This is a genomic window from Pacificibacter marinus, from assembly GCF_900109555.1.
In the GTDB taxonomy this organism is placed as follows: domain Bacteria; phylum Pseudomonadota; class Alphaproteobacteria; order Rhodobacterales; family Rhodobacteraceae; genus Celeribacter; species Celeribacter marinus_C.
In genome coordinates this window covers 13,155-28,826 of sequence record NZ_FNZV01000003.1, presented here as the reverse complement: position 1 = coordinate 28,826, position 15,672 = coordinate 13,155, and the positions used below count along the sequence as shown (strand labels likewise).

Genomic DNA, 15,672 nt, shown 5'->3' with positions numbered 1-15,672 from the left:
TCAATTGTTGAAGCGAAACATTGGATCGCAAGCAATGCGTTCAAGCTTGGCTAATCTTTAAACCGCCACGCATGCAACCCCTGCCCCTCGGTACGCAACCAATCTCGGTGCGTGGCATATTCGGGACACACGCGTTCGACATGCGCCCAAAATCGATTGGAGTGGTTCATCTCAAGACGGTGCGCAACTTCATGGGCAGCAACGTAATCAAGCACTGGCGCAGGGGCCATTACAAGCCGCCAAGAATACATAAGATTGCCATCGCTGGTGCAGGATCCCCAACGAGACCGAGTATCGCGAATAGTCAAACGACCGTAATCTGTACCAAGCGCCTGCGCGTATTTATCAGAGGCCGCGCGCAAACGCGTTTTGGCCTGAAGCTTCAAAAAGGCCTCAAGCCGCACCCCAACCATATGCGCCGCGCTCGGGACCACCAAAACATCGCCTTCAGCACGTGCGGCACGCCCAGTTCCGGCCACCACAATCCTGTCTTGACCCAAGAACGGAATGGCGACCCCAAGAGCCGCAACACGATCTTGCGGCACGTCAGCAAGATTGGCGCGAATCCAACTTTCCTTTTCATGTAGAAACGCCAAAGCGGCGCGTTCGCTGGCACGAGGCGGCAAAGACAGCGTTACACGCCCATCCAAACGAGACACACGCAACGACAGTCGACGTGCGCGCGCTGAGCGCCGCAAAAGCACCGCCACGGGCGGGTCTCCATCTAAGATTGCTTGGTCCATTGCGAAACGCCTGTCTGCGGGGCTGTGCGCCATTGTACACCCTATACAGGGCTTGAATGGTCAGAGTATCGCTCAGCTTCACAACAGGCCACAGCAAAACACCTATAAATCCGAAAAGCCTTTGACATGTCTCAAATGGTATGGCATGGCGCGTCATCTCCGAAATGGATCTACACGACGAAAGGGATTGTCATGCCCAACGAAGAATGGGGCGTTAAGCGCCTCTGCCCAACAAGCGGCAAACGGTTTTACGACCTCAACAAAGACCCAATCGTTTCGCCATACACTGGCGAAGTGGTGACCTTTGACGCGAATAATAAATCGCGCGTTGCCGTAGCTGAAAAGAAAACGCCCGACCCAGAAGAAGAAGTCGATGAGCTGTTGGTCGTCGATGACGACGAAGACATCGATATCGATGATGATCTGCTCGAAGACGATGACGACGACAACGTTTCACTTGATGAAATCGCTGACGTTGCAGCTGACGACGACGACAGCTAAAATCGTATCGAAAGCGGCTTTTTTAGCTTGATCTCCAAGCAAAGTCACAATACCAAGCGCGGCAGGGCGACATCGCCCGCCGCAGATCACCGCAGTTGCAAAACTGCATTGGTTTCAGGGGCCTTAGCTCAGTTGGTAGAGCGCTTGCATGGCATGCAAGAGGTCAGGGGTTCGACTCCCCTAGGCTCCACCATTCCTCTGAAAATACGCACATTAAGACGGCTTGTGATCTTTCACATACTGTAAAGCCGTGTGAAATGGCGCACGCCATAGGCTTCGTGCGGCGCATCTAATGTCAGCGGTTTGGCGTCAGGCTGTGACACCAATCGTCGCGGCCACGGCACGTTGCCAATTAGCGTATTTCTTATCCCGAACATCCACATCCATTGAGGGTGAAAATTGTCTATCTAGAGCCCATTGTTTGGCGAATTCATCTTGGCCGGGCATCGCACCAATTTTCATACCAGCCAGCCACGCCACACCAAGCGCTGTTGTTTCCACCACTTTAGGTCTGTCCACAGGCGCGCCAGTGATGTCCGCTAAGAATTGCATGGTCCAATCCGAAGCACTCATACCGCCATCAACGCGCAGCACGCTTGTGGCCTCTGACGCGCCCCAATCTGCGCGCATCGCATCTAAGAGATCCCGCGTTTGAAAGCCGACACTTTCCAAGGCAGCCTTGGCGAATTCATTTGGACCTGAATTGCGCGTCAATCCAAACACCGCACCACGGCACTCTGGATTCCAATAGGGCGCACCAAGCCCCGTAAAGGCTGGCACAAGGATCAACGATTGCGTGTCATCCGCGGCCTCTGCCAAGGGCTGTGTTTCGGACGCGTCGCGAATGATTTTCAACCCATCGCGCAACCATTGCACAACCGCGCCAGCAATAAAAATAGAGCCTTCAAGTGCATAAGTCGGCTTGCCATCAAGCTGATAGGCTATGGTTGTCAACATTTTGTTGCTTGATCTGACGGGCGTGTCACCTGTGTTCAGCAAAGCGAAACACCCCGTCCCATAGGTAGATTTCAACATGCCCGGCTCGAAACAGGCTTGGCCGATCGTTGCGGCCTGTTGGTCCCCCGCCACACCGCAAATCGGAATAGGACGGCCAAACAAATCAGCGCGGCTTTCGCCAAATGTGTCAGCGCTGTCTTTGACCTCTGGCAGCATATCCATTGGGATATCGAACAGATTACAAATCGTTTGGCTCCAACGGCCCTTACGAATGTCGTACAGCATGGTGCGTGCCGCATTCGTGGCGTCGGTGACATGCGATGTTCCGCCCGTCAGTTTCCAGATCAAAAACGTATCCACGGTGCCAAACATAAGTTCACCACGGCGCGCCATATCGCGGGCGCCATCAACGTGGTCTAAAATCCATTTGAGCTTGGTTGCGGAAAAATACGGATCGATCAAAAGACCGGTGCGATCCGCAAACATTTCGGAATGGCCTTCGTCGCGCAGTTGTTTGCAATACTCAGCCGTGCGGCGGTCTTGCCAAACAATCGCATTGTGAATGGGTTGGCCTGTGGATCGGTTCCACACCAAAGTCGTTTCGCGTTGATTGGTGATGCCGATGGACACGATATTTTTTGCGTCAATATTTGCACGTTCAATCACTGCGCGGCATGTGCCAGCCGTGGTGCCCCAAAGGTCGCTAGGGTCATGTTCAACCCAACCAGATTGAGGGAAATATTGTTGGAATTCTTCTTGTGAGTTTGCCACGGGCACGAGGGATTCATCGAATAAAATCGCACGGGTTGAGGTCGTCCCTTGGTCGATTGCCAGTACATATTTCATAGTGTGTCTCGCTGATATCAAGTGGCTGAAAGGTACAAAGGTGGTCAAAATACCACCTGCGACGGGCCGTGCAAGCCATTCAGAAAAAGGATTTTGGCAAAACTGGGCGCCGAAACGCCCAGTTTTAAAGTATGGTATCGTTTAACTTACTGCCAAGATTTGATCAGCTCATCGTATTCGATGGTCTGAGGTGCTTCTTCTTCATTGGCAAGTTTAGCATATGGCGCACCCGGCTGGGCGAACCAGTACTCTGCACTTTGCTCTTCGTTGAGAACAGGGCCAAGTTCACCTTGAACGCCTGCACGCTCAAGACGTGAGAGGATCTTCTCTTGGTCTGCACACAATGTGTCCAAAGCTTCTTGTGGTGTTTTCGCACCGGACATTGCATCGCCGATGTTCTGCCACCACAACTGGGCCAACTTGGGGTAGTCAGGTACGTTTGTACCAGTTGGCGACCACTGCTTGCTGGCTGGTGAGCGGTAGAACTCGACCAAACCGCCAAGACGTGGCGCGCGCTCTGTGAAGTGCTCAGAGTCGATTGTGGATTTGCGGATAAAGGTCAAACCAACATCAGACTTTTTCATATCAACCGTTTTAGACACAACGAACTGGGCGTAAAGCCAAGCAGCCTGCGCACGATCAACTGGAGTGGATTCCATCAAAGTCCAAGAACCAGCATCTTGGTAGCCAATTTTTTGGCCGTCTTTCCAATATGCACCGTGTGGAGATGGCGCCATACGCCATTTTGGCGTGCCGTCTTCGTTCATCACAGGTAGATCAGGCTCAACTGTTGCAGCTGTAAAGGCAGTGTACCAGAACATTTGCTGTGCGACATTGCCTTGGGCTGGGATTGGGCCAGCTTCAGAGAATGTCATACCAGCCGCCGCAGGAGGTGAGTATTTTTCAAGCCATTCAATCGCTTTGGTCACAGCGTAGACTGCTGCAGGCGCGTTGGTAGCCCCGCCGCGTGCGACACATGATCCTGTAGGTTGGGATTTTTCGTTTACACGAATACCCCATTCATCCACGGGCAAACCGTTTGGTTCACCCACATCACCCATGCCAGCCATGGACATCCACGCGTCAGTGTAGCGCCAGCCCAAAGACGGGTCTTTTTTACCGTAGTCCATGTTGCCAAAGACTTCGCCTTCGACACCAAGATAACCTAGGTCACGTCCTGTAAAGAATTCAGCGATGTCTTCGTAGGCCGTCCAGTTGACAGGCACACCAAGATCATAGCCATAGGCCGCTTTAAAATCGGCTTTGTTTTTCTCGTCGTTGAACCAATCGTACCGGAACCAGTACAAGTTCGCGAACTGCTGTGTTGGCAACTGGTACAGTTTACCATCTGGCCCAGTGGTAAAGGATTTACCAACAAAGTCTTCGATATCCAGCGTTGGCAGTGTCACGGCAGCGCCTTCGCCTACCATCCAATCAGTCAGGTTGCGCACTTGTTTGTAGCGCCAATGCGTACCGATCAAATCAGAGTCGTTGATGTACGCGTCATAGATGTTCTCGCCAGACTGCATTTGTGTTTGCAGCTTTTCAACAACATCGCCTTCACCGATCAAATCGTGTGTGATCTTAATGCCGGTGATGGCTTCAAAAGCAGGGGCCAAGACCGTGCTTTCATATTCATGTGTCGCAATCGTTTCAGAAACGACTTTGATTTCGAGGTCTGTATAGGGTGCTGCTGCATCGACAAAAAACTGCATTTCAGCTTCTTGTTCTGCGCGTGACAAAACAGACATGCCATTAATTTCACTGTCTAGGAATGCTTTGGCAGCATCCATATCAGCAAAAGCTGGGGCACTCAAAACCCCAAGAGCCAGCGCCAGTGCTGTACTCGATTTAAGCGTTAGGTTCATAATTTCCTCCCTGGAAATTTGTTTTTAGACTGAACATCAGGCCCCTCTCTAGGCGTACCCAATGCCCCATTTGCCTACACCCAGCGGAACACCGCGAGCGCATAAGCAAAGCACACAATCAGCGCATATGGTTGATTTGCACCGACAAGTCCCAGCCATGCCAAGTTGATAAAAGCAGAGCCGAGGAGTGTTATAAAGAGACGGTCCCCGCGGGTCGTCTCAATTTGTAGAACACCTTTTCGAGGTGTCTCTGGAAACTTGATCGCAAGCACAGTGAACACTGTCAAAGTGCAGCCAATGATGATGAAGAATGCGGCGGTGGGCCACGTCCAAGCCATCCAATCCATATCGATCTCCTCCGTTTTCGCGCTGTTACACGCGGCCCAAGGCAAAGCCTTTGGCGATGTAATTGCGAACAAAATAAATGACCAAAGCGCCGGGTACGATCGTCAAAATCCCGGCTGCCGCTAACACGCCCCAGTCGACACCAGCAGCCCCTTGCGTTCTGGTCATGATCGCGCCAATGGGTTTTGCGTCCACAGTCGTCAACGTCCGGCTGAGCAGCAATTCAACCCACGAAAACATGAAACAAAAGAACGCGGCCACGCCGATGCCTGAGGCAATCAAAGGCGTAAAGATTTTCACGAAAAACCGGCCAAAGCTGTAACCATCAATATAGGCCGTCTCGTCAATCTCTTTGGGCACGCCGCGCATGAAGCCTTCCAAAATCCACACTGCCAACGGCACGTTAAACAAACAATGTGCCAAGGCGACAGCGATATGTGTGTCAAACAGACCGACGGATGAATAGAGCTGGAAAAACGGCAAAGCAAACACAGCAGGCGGTGCCATGCGATTGGTCAACAACCAAAAGAACAACTGGTTGTCGCCCATAAACCGATAGCGACTAAACGCATAGGCCGCAGGCAGCGCAACAGCCAAACTGATAACCGTGTTCATAACGACGTAAATCATCGAGTTGATATAACCACTGTACCATGATGCATCCGTCAGAATTGTCGCGTAATTGGCAAAGGTCAGATTGCGCGGAAACAGCGTGAACTCATTGAGAATTTCAGTATTTGTCTTCAAGCTCATGTTGAGAAGCCAATAGATTGGCAACATCAAAAACAGCAAGTAGACGGTCATCACAATGACGGACCCTTTGATTTTAATCCGCTTTTTAGGGGGCGCCGCGAATTTTTGTTCAGGCGCAGTCGTGGTGGTTGCGTCAGTCATCGCTCATCCCTCCTTTTTTTCTATGGTTGTCATCACGGTGTAGAACACCCAAGAAATGAGCAAAATTACAAGGTAGTACATGATCGAAAAGGCTGCGGCAGGTCCAAGATCAAACTGACCCAACGCCATTTTCACCAAATCAATGGACAACAGCGTTGTCGCATTGCCAGGCCCACCCCCCGTCACAACGAACGGTTCGGTGTAGATCATAAAACTGTCCATAAAGCGCAGCAAAATAGCGATCATCAAAACGCCCATCATCTTTGGCAACTCGATGTAACGAAAGATTGCAAATCGGCTGGCTTGGTCGATTTTGGCCGCTTGATAATAGGCATCTGGGATGGATTTAAGTCCTGCAAATGCCAGCAACGCCACAAGCGATGTCCAATGCCAGACATCCATCACGATGATCGTAGCCCAAGCCGCAATGGTGTTTTGTGTGTAGTTGTATGGAATGCCAAGCGCGTCCAACGTGTAGCCCAAAAGCCCGATATCAACGCGACCAAAGATCTGCCAAATCGTGCCCACAACGTTCCATGGGATCAACAAAGGCAAGGACATCATCACCAAACAAAAGCTAGACCAAAATCCACTTTTCGGCATGTTCAGCGCAATGAAAACACCAAGAGGCACCTGAATGGTTAAAATGATTGCAGAGAACATCACCTGACGCCCCAGCGCATCCCACATCCGTTCCGAATGCAGCATGTCTTCAAACCATTCTAGGCCGGCCCAAAAGAACTGGTTGTTCCCGAACGTATCTTGCACAGAATAGTTCACCACAGTCATCAACGGGATCACCGCAGAAAACGCCACAAGAACGAGAACCGGAAGGACCAAGAACCATGCTTTTTGATTAAGAGTCTTTTCCATCAGGCAGCCTTTCCAGTTTTAAGCCAATCGTTGACATAAACATTTATTCGACTTGGATCGAACGCGATGCGATTCATATCAGGGGAAATCGATTGGCCTTCTTCGGCCAAAATATTGATCTCTTTGCCAAACAACTCGGCGCGCACAATCTTGTGCCGCCCAACGTCTTCCACCCGGCGCACTTGTACTGGCAGGCCATCGGTTTCGGTCAACGTGACAAATTCGGGCCGTATTCCAAGCTCAACTTTGCCGCTCAGATCACCGTAGCCTTGGTCAAGTTGCACCTGTGTCCCGTGAACAGTTGCAGTGGTGCCAGACACAGTTGCAGGGATCACATTCATGCCTGGCGAGCCAATAAAGTAGCCAACAAATGTATGTTCAGGTTTGTTGAACAGCTCTTCGGGCGTACCGATTTGCACCACACGTCCATCGTACATCACCACAACCTTATCAGCGAAGGTCAGTGCTTCGGTTTGGTCATGAGTCACATAGATCATCGTATGGCCAAATTCGTGGTGCAGTGATTTCAACTGTGTGCGCAATTCCCATTTCATATGCGGGTCGATCACGGTCAGCGGTTCGTCAAACAACAACGCATTCACGTCTTCGCGCACCATACCGCGACCTAGGCTGATCTTTTGTTTGGCATCCGCAGTCAGGCCCCGCGCGCGCTTATCAAGCTCGGCTTCCATGCCGATCATCGCACCGATTTCTTGCACACGCTGCGCGATATATTGCGGACTCGCACCACGGTTTTTCAACGGAAACGCAAGGTTCGCGCGCACTGTCATGGTGTCGTAAACGACAGGAAACTGAAACACTTGCGCGATATTGCGATCCGCGGTGGATGCGTTTGTCACATCCACGCCATCAAACAAAATACGCCCTTGGCTTGGGTGCAACAGGCCTGAAATGATGTTCAACAAGGTAGATTTGCCGCAGCCCGATGACCCTAACAAAGCATAGGCTTCGCCATCTGCCCAAACGTGATTCAATTCCTTCAAAGCAAAATCATCTTCGCTTTTGGGGTTTGGATAATAGGAATGCGCAAGGTTATCTAAGGTGATTTTTGCCATGGTTTACTTCCCTATGCTGCCTGCGCGTAAGAGGCAGGCGCAACCAAGTCGCCAGTCTCGCTGAAAATGTAAACGTGGCTTGGATCAAGGTAGACATTCAGCGGTGCGCCAAGTTCAAGACTGTGCACGCCATGCACCAACCCGACCCATTTGTCGCCGTGGTGATCAAGGTGAATAAAGGTTTCTGACCCCGTCAATTCCGTCACCATTAAACGTGTCGCAAACGTCATCATGCCTGCAGTTTTTTGTGTAATTTCAACATGATTTGGTCGAAACCCTGCAACATACCGCCCATCAGCCAAGGTCGAAAATTCGCCAGATGCACCTGTGGATTGCCCGTCACCAAACGTGATCTGATTGCCAGCTTTGACAATATTGAGAAAGTTCATCGGCGGATCGCTAAAGACCCGCGCCGTGGTGGCATCAATCGGGTGGCGATATACGGTTGGCGTCAAATCAAATTGCGTCACCTTGCCCTCAAACAGCGCAGCTGTGTTACCGCCTAGCAAAAGGGCTTCTTCGGGTTCGGTTGTCGCGTAAACGAAAATTGATCCGGCTTCTTCAAAGATTTTAGGGATCTCAACACGCAACTCTTCGCGCAGCTTGTAATCCAAGTTGGCAAGCGGTTCATCCAACAAAACCAGTCCAGCGTCTTTGACCAAAGCGCGCGCCAATGCGCAGCGCTGTTGTTGCCCGCCCGACAATTCTAATGGCTTGCGATCAAGCATCGGCGAGAGTTGCATCAGGTCTGCGGCCTTTTTGACAGCGACATCAATTTCTTGTGCCGATTTGCCCATCAAACGCAGAGGCGATGCGATATTATTGTAAACATTCATCGAAGGATAATTGATGAATTGCTGGTACACCATGGCAACTTTTCGGTCTTGGACCCGCTGCCCTGTAACATCGGTTCCATCCCAAAACACACGCCCTGTGGTCGGCACATCAAGACCCGCCATCAGGCGCATCAATGATGTTTTACCCGATGACGTCGCTCCTAGCAGAACGTTCATCGTCCCTTTGTTCAGCGTCAAATTGGTTGGATGGATATGCGTCACACCATCAACCACTTTGGACACACTGCGTAGTTCCAGCGTCATATCATTGCCCTCCCTGAGCGACTGCAGACTGATCCGCCTGCAAATGGCTCTGTATCCATATGTCCAAGTTTGTGATTTGCGCTTTTGTCATGCGCAGACCAAGCTTGGAACGGCGCCAAACGACATCTTCTGCCGAACGCGCATATTCTTTATCAATCAGCCAGATGACCTCACGTTCAGTCAGGTCAGCGCCGAAATCGACACCCAAATCTGCAACACTATTTGCATCACCCAAAATGTCGTGCACTTCACAACCATAGGCCCGCACAAGCCGTTTTGCCCAACGATTTGTCAAAAACGGATACCGCGACGTTGCGGCCTTAATCAGATTGTCGACACCATCGACAGGAAAATCCCCGCCCGGCAAAGCAACACCTGCAGTCCATGATTTTGGAGTCTTAGGGTATACCTCGCTCACAAGATCAAGCGCACTTTCGGCAAGACGTCTGTAGGTCGTAATCTTTCCGCCAAACACATTCAAAGACGGGGCACCGCGACTTTTATCCAGCTTCAACACATAATCACGCGTCGCGGCAGAAGCACTGCTTGCGCCATCATCATACAGCGGACGAACCCCTGAATAAGACCAAACCACATCAACTGCCTCGATCGGGTTTTCAAGATATTCGTTGATGAAATTGATCAAATAGTCGCACTCTTCGGGCGTGCATTCTGGTTTTTGAGATGGGTCAGGATGATCAGCATCGGTTGTACCAATCAGCGTGAAATCCGTTTCATAAGGGATCGCAAAAATGATCCGCCCATCGGTACCTTGGAAGAAATAGCATTTGTCGTGCTCAAACAAGCGCTTGGTTACAATATGACTGCCACGCACCAAACGCACATTGCCCTGTTGATTGCTTTTCAACGTCCCGCGCAACACATCCCCGACCCACGGGCCAGCCGCATTTACAACCATGCCAGCGGTTACTTTTGTCCCCGCGCCAGTCAACGTATTTTGCATCTCAACGTGCCAGACACCGTCCACCACATTGGCGCTCACAACCTTTTCACGGGTGCGAATAGACGCGCCGCGCTGCTCTGCATCGCGCGCATTCAAAACAACCAATCGCGAATCTTCGACCCAGCAATCAGAATACTCGTAAGCCTTTTCAAAACGCTTTTTCAAAGGCTTACCCTCAGGCGCGCTGCGCAGATCAAGGCGCGTCGTCCCGGGCAAAATTTCACGCCCACCAAGGTTATCGTACATAAAAAGCCCAAGTCGGATCAGCCAAGCTGGGCGACGCCCCTTCATCCATGGCATGACAGCGCTGAGAATTTTAGAGGTTGGCGTCGACAGATCAAACCGCATGCTTTTGTGATACGGCAATACAAAGCGCATCGGCCAAGCGATGTGCGGCATGGCTTTAAGCAACACCTCGCGCTCGATCAGCGCTTCACGCACGAGCCGAAATTCAAAATATTCGAGATAGCGCAAGCCGCCGTGAAACAGTTTGGTTGAAGACGCGGACGTGGCGGACGCGATGTCATTCATCTCAGCCAGACACACAGATAGCCCACGGCCACTCGCATCACGCGCAATGCCACAGCCATTTATGCCGCCGCCGATGACCAATAAGTCGAAATCCGGTTCCATAGTGTCCTCCCACGCAAGTTCAACCCTTGCGCCCCTTTGGCAAAACATGACGACAAACGCATATCAATGGAAGGATAAAATGTTCGTTTCGCATCGCTTTGTCGTATTTACCTGAATTTGAAAGGAAATATTTATATATTCCGTGTTCGTTTTTCACTTTTATCTGGCTAAATTCGCTACCTACGAACGAAACCGAACCTCAAATCACGTGACTTTACTTGGAATCGCGCTAAAAGAAACAAGAACAATCAAGGAATGCACTCTATGGTTCACGTGTTTCGTAAACCTGAAATTATCAACATCGCACGGCGCGAAGGCACTGTGACTGTTGATGGGCTGGTCTCACATTTTGGCGTGACTCCGCAGACAATCCGACGTGACTTAACCGAACTGGCAGAGTCCGGCCAACTTGAGCGGGTGCATGGCGGGGCTATTTTGCCCTCGACCACCGTCAATATAGGTTACAGTGAGCGCCGTGAGCTCAACCATGCCACCAAAGTCGATATTGCACGCGTTTGCGCCAAACAAATTCCCAACGATTGTTCCATCTTTTTGAACATCGGCACGACAACAGAAGCTGTCGCAACTGAATTGCTGCACCATCGCGGGCTTTTGGTCGTCACCAACAACATCAATATTGCAACGATCCTATCTGCGAATTCTGAGGTTGAAGTCATCTTAACCGGGGGGCATTTACGCCGCTCGGACGGGGGTCTTATCGGCGAAGTTGCCCGCGCAACGATCCAGCAATTTCGTTTTGACTATGCCGTCATTGGGTGTTCTGCCCTACACGAAAGCGGCGATATTTTGGATTTTGACATCCAAGAGGTCGGCGTCAGTAAAACCATCATTCGGCAAAGCGAAACTGTTTTGTTGGTCTCGGACAGCTCGAAATTCGAACGCAAAGCCCCTGCACGGATCGCCTCAGTGGCGGATGTCGATATTTTCGTTACGGATCGCGGCCTGCCACCTGCATGTGCCCGCGTTTGCAACGAAGCAAAAACCAAAGTTTTATACGCCTAGCCGCAGAAAATTTACAACAATGCGGCATTGTCTGCCGCCACCTATACTGGTTCGACAGTGACCTGTGGCCGCGCGCCGCCCAGATCTTGAAATGCCAACTGACGACAAGAAAACACAATGATCTGTTGATCTTGCGCAACACGTGTCAGTGCAGTGAACATCTTGATAATCCTGTCATCGTCAGAATACACCAGCGCGTCATCCAAAACGATCGGCATATGCCGCCCTTGTCGTGCAAACAAACGCGCAAAAGCCAAGCGCGTCAAAATGGCAATTTGTTCTTGTGTGCCACCAGACAAATCATCAAGCGTTTCTTGCCCCTGATCACGCACCAAACCTGTGGGTAATAGACTTTCACTGTCGAAATGCAGCGCCGCATCGCGATGTAAAATGGATAAAAGTGGCTTCAGTTCTTCTTGAACAGGTCCAAAATACGTATCCCGTGCTGCGTCACGCTCGGCTTCCAATGCTATTTGCAATCGCGTCAAAGCTGCAGCTTGGCGGGCAAAACGCGTCTCGCGCGCTTGCACAGCCTCCAATTGCCCAGCCAAATCATCGCGCCGCTCTTCTATACCATTGCCAGCCAATGTGCGGATTTCAGAACTCAACGCTGCCAACTGTTCGCAAAGTTGCGCCCGCTGCGCTTGCACTGCAGTCACAGCATCCTCGGCCCGTTTCATTTCAGCCCGCGCAGTGTCCAGATCAGGAGCTGCGGATACCAATTCTTGCAGCTCAATCTCTGCTTGTTTGTGTGCCTCTTGCGCGCTGGCCTGCGCACGCAAACGCACCGCACGGCTATCAGCGCGCTCGATTTCCGGTCCCGCCAACGTGTTCGCATGCGCAGTCGCTTGCTCAAAGGCAAGTTGCGCGGTCTGGGCGGCTGCTTGTGTTTTAATATACAATTCACGTGCCGCGTCATGAGGGGTTTTCGCATGGTTAAAAGCTTGCCGTGCAGTGTCTTCTACCAGTTCTGCCTGTACGAGCTGGGCCTCTAAATCTGCCAACTGGGGCAACGCATTATCATGCGCCTCACTTGCCGCCAAATCCGCATCCGCCTTGGCACTGCGCAACGTTTCAATACCGTTGGGCGTCAACGTATCCAAAACAGCTTGCGCCAAATTCACCCGAGTTTGCGCCTCTGTGCGCGCGGCGGCCAACGTGCGCGCTTGTTCAACCGTCGCAACACCACCAGTTGATAACAACTCATTGAGCTTTTCATGAGCTGTTATCAATTTCTGCTTAGCAACCTCACCGATCCCTTGCGCAAAAACGGTCATCCGCCCAACATTTGGCACATCAAGATGGGTCACGCCGTCAAGCTGAACAGGCTGATTTTCAGGGACTGGCGCGCCATTTAATGTGATGCGTAGTGCGCCGTCATACGCCATGCTCAGCGTTGTCGCCTGCGCCTGTAAAGTGGCGTTTTGTTGAGCGACATCAGCGGCGGCGGCCTCTACACGTCTAAGCCAATCGGGCGTCGCAAAGGACGCTTTGACAACCGCCCGAGCGACATCCCTTTCACCTAAAACTGTTTCAGCTTTTTTGATATTTTGTTCCAACTGCGCCGCTTCGGCCTTGGCTTTTCGCGCGGCAGTTTGACGACGTGCAGCATCAAGATCGGCTCGGGCAGTCATCAAAGCCGTCGTTGTCTGTTCATGTTTGATCCGCGCAGCCTCAAGCAAAGCATACAGTTGATCCGCATCAAGTTTAGCATCGTGTAGCGCCGCAAGACTGCTTTGCGCTTGCGTCTTCGTTGTCTCCAAGGATTGTAGTGCAGCCAAAAAAGCATCTAAATCAGACTGCGCCGCACCAGCTTTCAAAGCCGCCAAATCGCGTTTTTGACGTGCTGATGTAACCGCACCAACATGAGCTTGCGCCTTTTCCAATGCCAACCTCGCCGCAGCCAACGCGTTATCTCTGCGCGTTTTGGCATCGATATTATCCAACCGCGCCAAGGCAGCCTCAGCCAATTTACGCTTTTGCAACGCCCCCTCAAGTGCTTGAACTTGCATGGTCACAGTGGCCAGTTCGGCGCCCAAAGCTTCAGCCTCGTCCGCGGCCGCCTTCCATGGCCCTGACTTGCGTCCTGTTTTGGTAGCAATCTCACTAAAACTTTCAGCAGCCCGCCGCATCACGCGGTCCATGCGGCGCCCGCCTGTCATCGCATCAATTTCCCCCGCCACAGACGACAACAGATCACGACGCGTTTCCATCAACTGTGATTTTTCTTTCGTACCAGTGGGCTCTAGACCGACCAATCCTTGGCGCACCCACAAAAGTCCCGCGGGGCCATCACCTGCGCCGCCCAAAAGAGTTGCAATCCAACGTTCCGCTTCATCATCTTGAGCAATCACCACGCCATCCGGCAGACGCGTAATTGTTGCAGACTTACGCGACAAAAATCGCTTTTCAACACGGAAAGTGCCGCCGTCCGCCTCAATATCCGCGGCAACTTCGACCCCGCCCCCCGCATAGGGTTGCAGTGATTTTACGGGCTTGCCGGACGAACTGTATTTTTCAAAGAACAGCGCATGTATGGCATCGAAAAACGTTGATTTACCAAATTCATTCGCCTCTGAAACCACTGTGATTCCAGAACCTATGCCCGTTATAGACGCGCGTTTTCCGGTAAACTTTCGAACATTGGTGAGGTGAAGCGCGAGCAGTTTCATTCAAGCCTCCAATGCAAAAGAAAACAAATGCGATAACGCAGCTTGAGCGGCAGCGCGCGTGTCTGGCGACAGGCTTTCATCTGCGGCCTCGTGCGACAAGACTTCGGCCGCGGCCCGCAGCGCACCTTGTCTGTCAATCGCGTCAAGGTCTGCTGTGTCATGCACAAACCCCAAGCCACTTAAATCAGCACGGTGCCACAAAAAATCAGGGGCAATTTGAGCGACCGACTGTTCAAGTGCCACGCGGTCTAGAGGCCCCGCGCGCCCCGTAACGACAAGATCAAACAAGGTCGACGCCCGTTCTGGCAAGGCAGGTAAGGTGGCCAGATGCGCGGCGATGCAAGCGTCTTCGCCTGTCAAATCATCCGTCAATTCAAGCTGAACGCGGTGCCACTGAAGTGCGGCAGTCGGCAAGGGAGTCACTTTGGCGGGCGCATTTGGCGCAGTAATTTCAACCAACAAAGCGCAAGGCGGCTGCGCGTGCTTAAACCCATCGCATTCAGGCGCACCTGAGTACCATGTTTCGGGGCCGATTTGCAGCTGCCCATGCCAATCCCCCAAGGCCAGATAATTCAGCCTCGCACGGCGCGCACGATCTGGTGCGATGATGGATGACGCGCCCTCTTCGCTGCTGTCAAAATCAGTCACTGACCCGTGCGCAAGTCCGATACGCAAGGTGCCTGACGGGGTTTCAGCCGTGTCGAACCAGTCAGTCAAATCGCGACCAGGATGGCGTTCTGTCGGGGGGGCAGGCAGCAAGGTGGCCTGCGGGGTTAAGGCATATGGTTCAGGCGTCAACTGCAACGCCACATTGGGCGGGCAGTCTTGTTCCACTTGCCGCCAAAGCTCTGTAGCGTTTGCGTGATCATGGTTTCCGGGCATCAAAATCCATGTCACATGATCCGCCGCCCGCATCACATTCAACGCTTGGCGCACCACTGTTGGTGCAGGCGTGGTTTGGTCAAACGTATCCCCTGCTAACAAGATGTGACTGGCATCATGGTCTTTCGCAAGCGCGGCCAATCGCGGCAATGTATCTGCACGCGCTTGGCGTAAACGTACCCGCACATCTTCAGGAAAGCGCCCAAAAGGTTTGCCCAGATGTAGATCAGAAGAATGGATGAATTTGAACACGAAGGGGCATCTCTTTACGGAACTGAAGTGAAAATGATTGGGC

Annotated in this window: 13 protein-coding genes and 1 tRNA gene; 3 read left to right on the top strand and 11 right to left on the bottom strand. The window is 52.0% G+C overall.

Features of this window, described 5'->3' with window-relative positions:
* Positions 1-50: 50 nt before the first annotated feature.
* Positions 51-743 (bottom strand): M48 family metallopeptidase, encoded by a 693-nt coding sequence (locus BM025_RS05090; RefSeq protein WP_085848939.1) that lies wholly within the window; start codon positions 741-743, stop codon positions 51-53.
* 192 nt (positions 744-935) lie between these two features.
* Here BM025_RS05090 and BM025_RS05085 point away from each other — a divergent pair, with 192 nt between their 5' ends.
* Positions 936-1,244 (top strand): TIGR02300 family protein, encoded by a 309-nt coding sequence (locus BM025_RS05085; protein ID WP_085848937.1) that lies wholly within the window; start codon positions 936-938, stop codon positions 1,242-1,244.
* Between the two features lie 117 nt (positions 1,245-1,361).
* Positions 1,362-1,437, top strand: a tRNA-Ala gene (locus tag BM025_RS05080).
* 116 nt (positions 1,438-1,553) lie between these two features.
* On the opposite strand, the gene glpK is transcribed toward BM025_RS05080, so the two are convergent.
* The 8 genes from glpK to glpD form a co-directional block, all read right to left on the bottom strand.
* On the bottom strand, positions 1,554-3,047 hold the full coding sequence (gene glpK, locus BM025_RS05075; RefSeq protein WP_085848470.1) for a glycerol kinase GlpK: 1,494 nt from the start codon (positions 3,045-3,047) through the stop codon (positions 1,554-1,556).
* Between the two features lie 146 nt (positions 3,048-3,193).
* Positions 3,194-4,915 (bottom strand): ABC transporter substrate-binding protein, encoded by a 1,722-nt coding sequence (locus tag BM025_RS05070; protein WP_085848469.1) that lies wholly within the window; start codon positions 4,913-4,915, stop codon positions 3,194-3,196.
* Between the two features lie 74 nt (positions 4,916-4,989).
* Positions 4,990-5,262, bottom strand: coding sequence for a DUF2160 domain-containing protein (locus BM025_RS05065; protein WP_085848468.1), 273 nt, complete (start codon positions 5,260-5,262; stop codon positions 4,990-4,992).
* A 25-nt stretch (positions 5,263-5,287) separates the two neighbouring features.
* A complete protein-coding gene (locus BM025_RS05060; RefSeq protein WP_085848467.1) occupies positions 5,288-6,154 on the bottom strand; it encodes a carbohydrate ABC transporter permease in 867 nt (288 codons plus the stop codon).
* A 3-nt stretch (positions 6,155-6,157) separates the two neighbouring features.
* The gene (locus BM025_RS05055; protein ID WP_085848466.1) at positions 6,158-7,027 is read right to left on the bottom strand and encodes a carbohydrate ABC transporter permease; all 870 of its coding nucleotides are present in this window, start codon (positions 7,025-7,027) and stop codon (positions 6,158-6,160) included.
* Entirely contained in the window at positions 7,027-8,103 is a 1,077-nt protein-coding gene (locus tag BM025_RS05050; RefSeq protein WP_085848465.1) for an ABC transporter ATP-binding protein, read from the bottom strand. The genes BM025_RS05055 and BM025_RS05050 overlap by 1 nt, the downstream gene beginning before the upstream one ends.
* A gap of 11 nt (positions 8,104-8,114) precedes the next feature.
* Positions 8,115-9,203: an ABC transporter ATP-binding protein gene (locus tag BM025_RS05045; RefSeq protein ID WP_085848464.1), complete on the bottom strand. Its 1,089-nt coding sequence runs from the start codon at positions 9,201-9,203 to the stop codon at positions 8,115-8,117.
* A 1-nt stretch (position 9,204) separates the two neighbouring features.
* Positions 9,205-10,800: a glycerol-3-phosphate dehydrogenase gene (glpD, locus tag BM025_RS05040; RefSeq protein ID WP_085848463.1), complete on the bottom strand. Its 1,596-nt coding sequence runs from the start codon at positions 10,798-10,800 to the stop codon at positions 9,205-9,207.
* Positions 10,801-11,064: 264 nt separating this feature from the next.
* On the opposite strand from glpD, the gene BM025_RS05035 reads away from it, so the two are divergent.
* Positions 11,065-11,823: a DeoR/GlpR family DNA-binding transcription regulator gene (locus BM025_RS05035; RefSeq protein ID WP_085848462.1), complete on the top strand. Its 759-nt coding sequence runs from the start codon at positions 11,065-11,067 to the stop codon at positions 11,821-11,823.
* A gap of 41 nt (positions 11,824-11,864) precedes the next feature.
* On the opposite strand, the gene BM025_RS05030 is transcribed toward BM025_RS05035, so the two are convergent.
* Positions 11,865-14,495, bottom strand: coding sequence for an AAA family ATPase (locus BM025_RS05030; protein ID WP_085848461.1), 2,631 nt, complete (start codon positions 14,493-14,495; stop codon positions 11,865-11,867).
* Positions 14,496-15,629: a metallophosphoesterase family protein gene (locus BM025_RS05025; protein ID WP_085848460.1), complete on the bottom strand. Its 1,134-nt coding sequence runs from the start codon at positions 15,627-15,629 to the stop codon at positions 14,496-14,498.
* Positions 15,630-15,672: the final 43 nt, after the last annotated feature.

Bases quoted from the DNA above. Each gene is read 5' to 3' on its own strand.
- glpK (WP_085848470.1), bottom strand. From the start codon at position 3,047: ATGAAATATGTACTGGCAATCGACCAAGGGACGACCTCAACCCGTGCG.
- BM025_RS05050 (WP_085848465.1), bottom strand. From the start codon at position 8,103: ATGGCAAAAATCACCTTAGATAACCTTGCGCATTCCTATTATCCAAAC.
- BM025_RS05090 (WP_085848939.1), bottom strand. From the start codon at position 743: ATGGACCAAGCAATCTTAGATGGAGACCCGCCCGTGGCGGTGCTTTTG.
- BM025_RS05035 (WP_085848462.1), top strand. From the start codon at position 11,065: ATGGTTCACGTGTTTCGTAAACCTGAAATTATCAACATCGCACGGCGC.
- BM025_RS05085 (WP_085848937.1), top strand. From the start codon at position 936: ATGCCCAACGAAGAATGGGGCGTTAAGCGCCTCTGCCCAACAAGCGGC.
- BM025_RS05045 (WP_085848464.1), bottom strand. From the start codon at position 9,203: ATGACGCTGGAACTACGCAGTGTGTCCAAAGTGGTTGATGGTGTGACG.
- BM025_RS05060 (WP_085848467.1), bottom strand. From the start codon at position 6,154: ATGACTGACGCAACCACCACGACTGCGCCTGAACAAAAATTCGCGGCG.
- glpD (WP_085848463.1), bottom strand. From the start codon at position 10,800: ATGGAACCGGATTTCGACTTATTGGTCATCGGCGGCGGCATAAATGGC.
- BM025_RS05055 (WP_085848466.1), bottom strand. From the start codon at position 7,027: ATGGAAAAGACTCTTAATCAAAAAGCATGGTTCTTGGTCCTTCCGGTT.
- BM025_RS05065 (WP_085848468.1), bottom strand. From the start codon at position 5,262: ATGGATTGGATGGCTTGGACGTGGCCCACCGCCGCATTCTTCATCATC.
- BM025_RS05030 (WP_085848461.1), bottom strand. From the start codon at position 14,495: ATGAAACTGCTCGCGCTTCACCTCACCAATGTTCGAAAGTTTACCGGA.
- BM025_RS05070 (WP_085848469.1), bottom strand. From the start codon at position 4,915: ATGAACCTAACGCTTAAATCGAGTACAGCACTGGCGCTGGCTCTTGGG.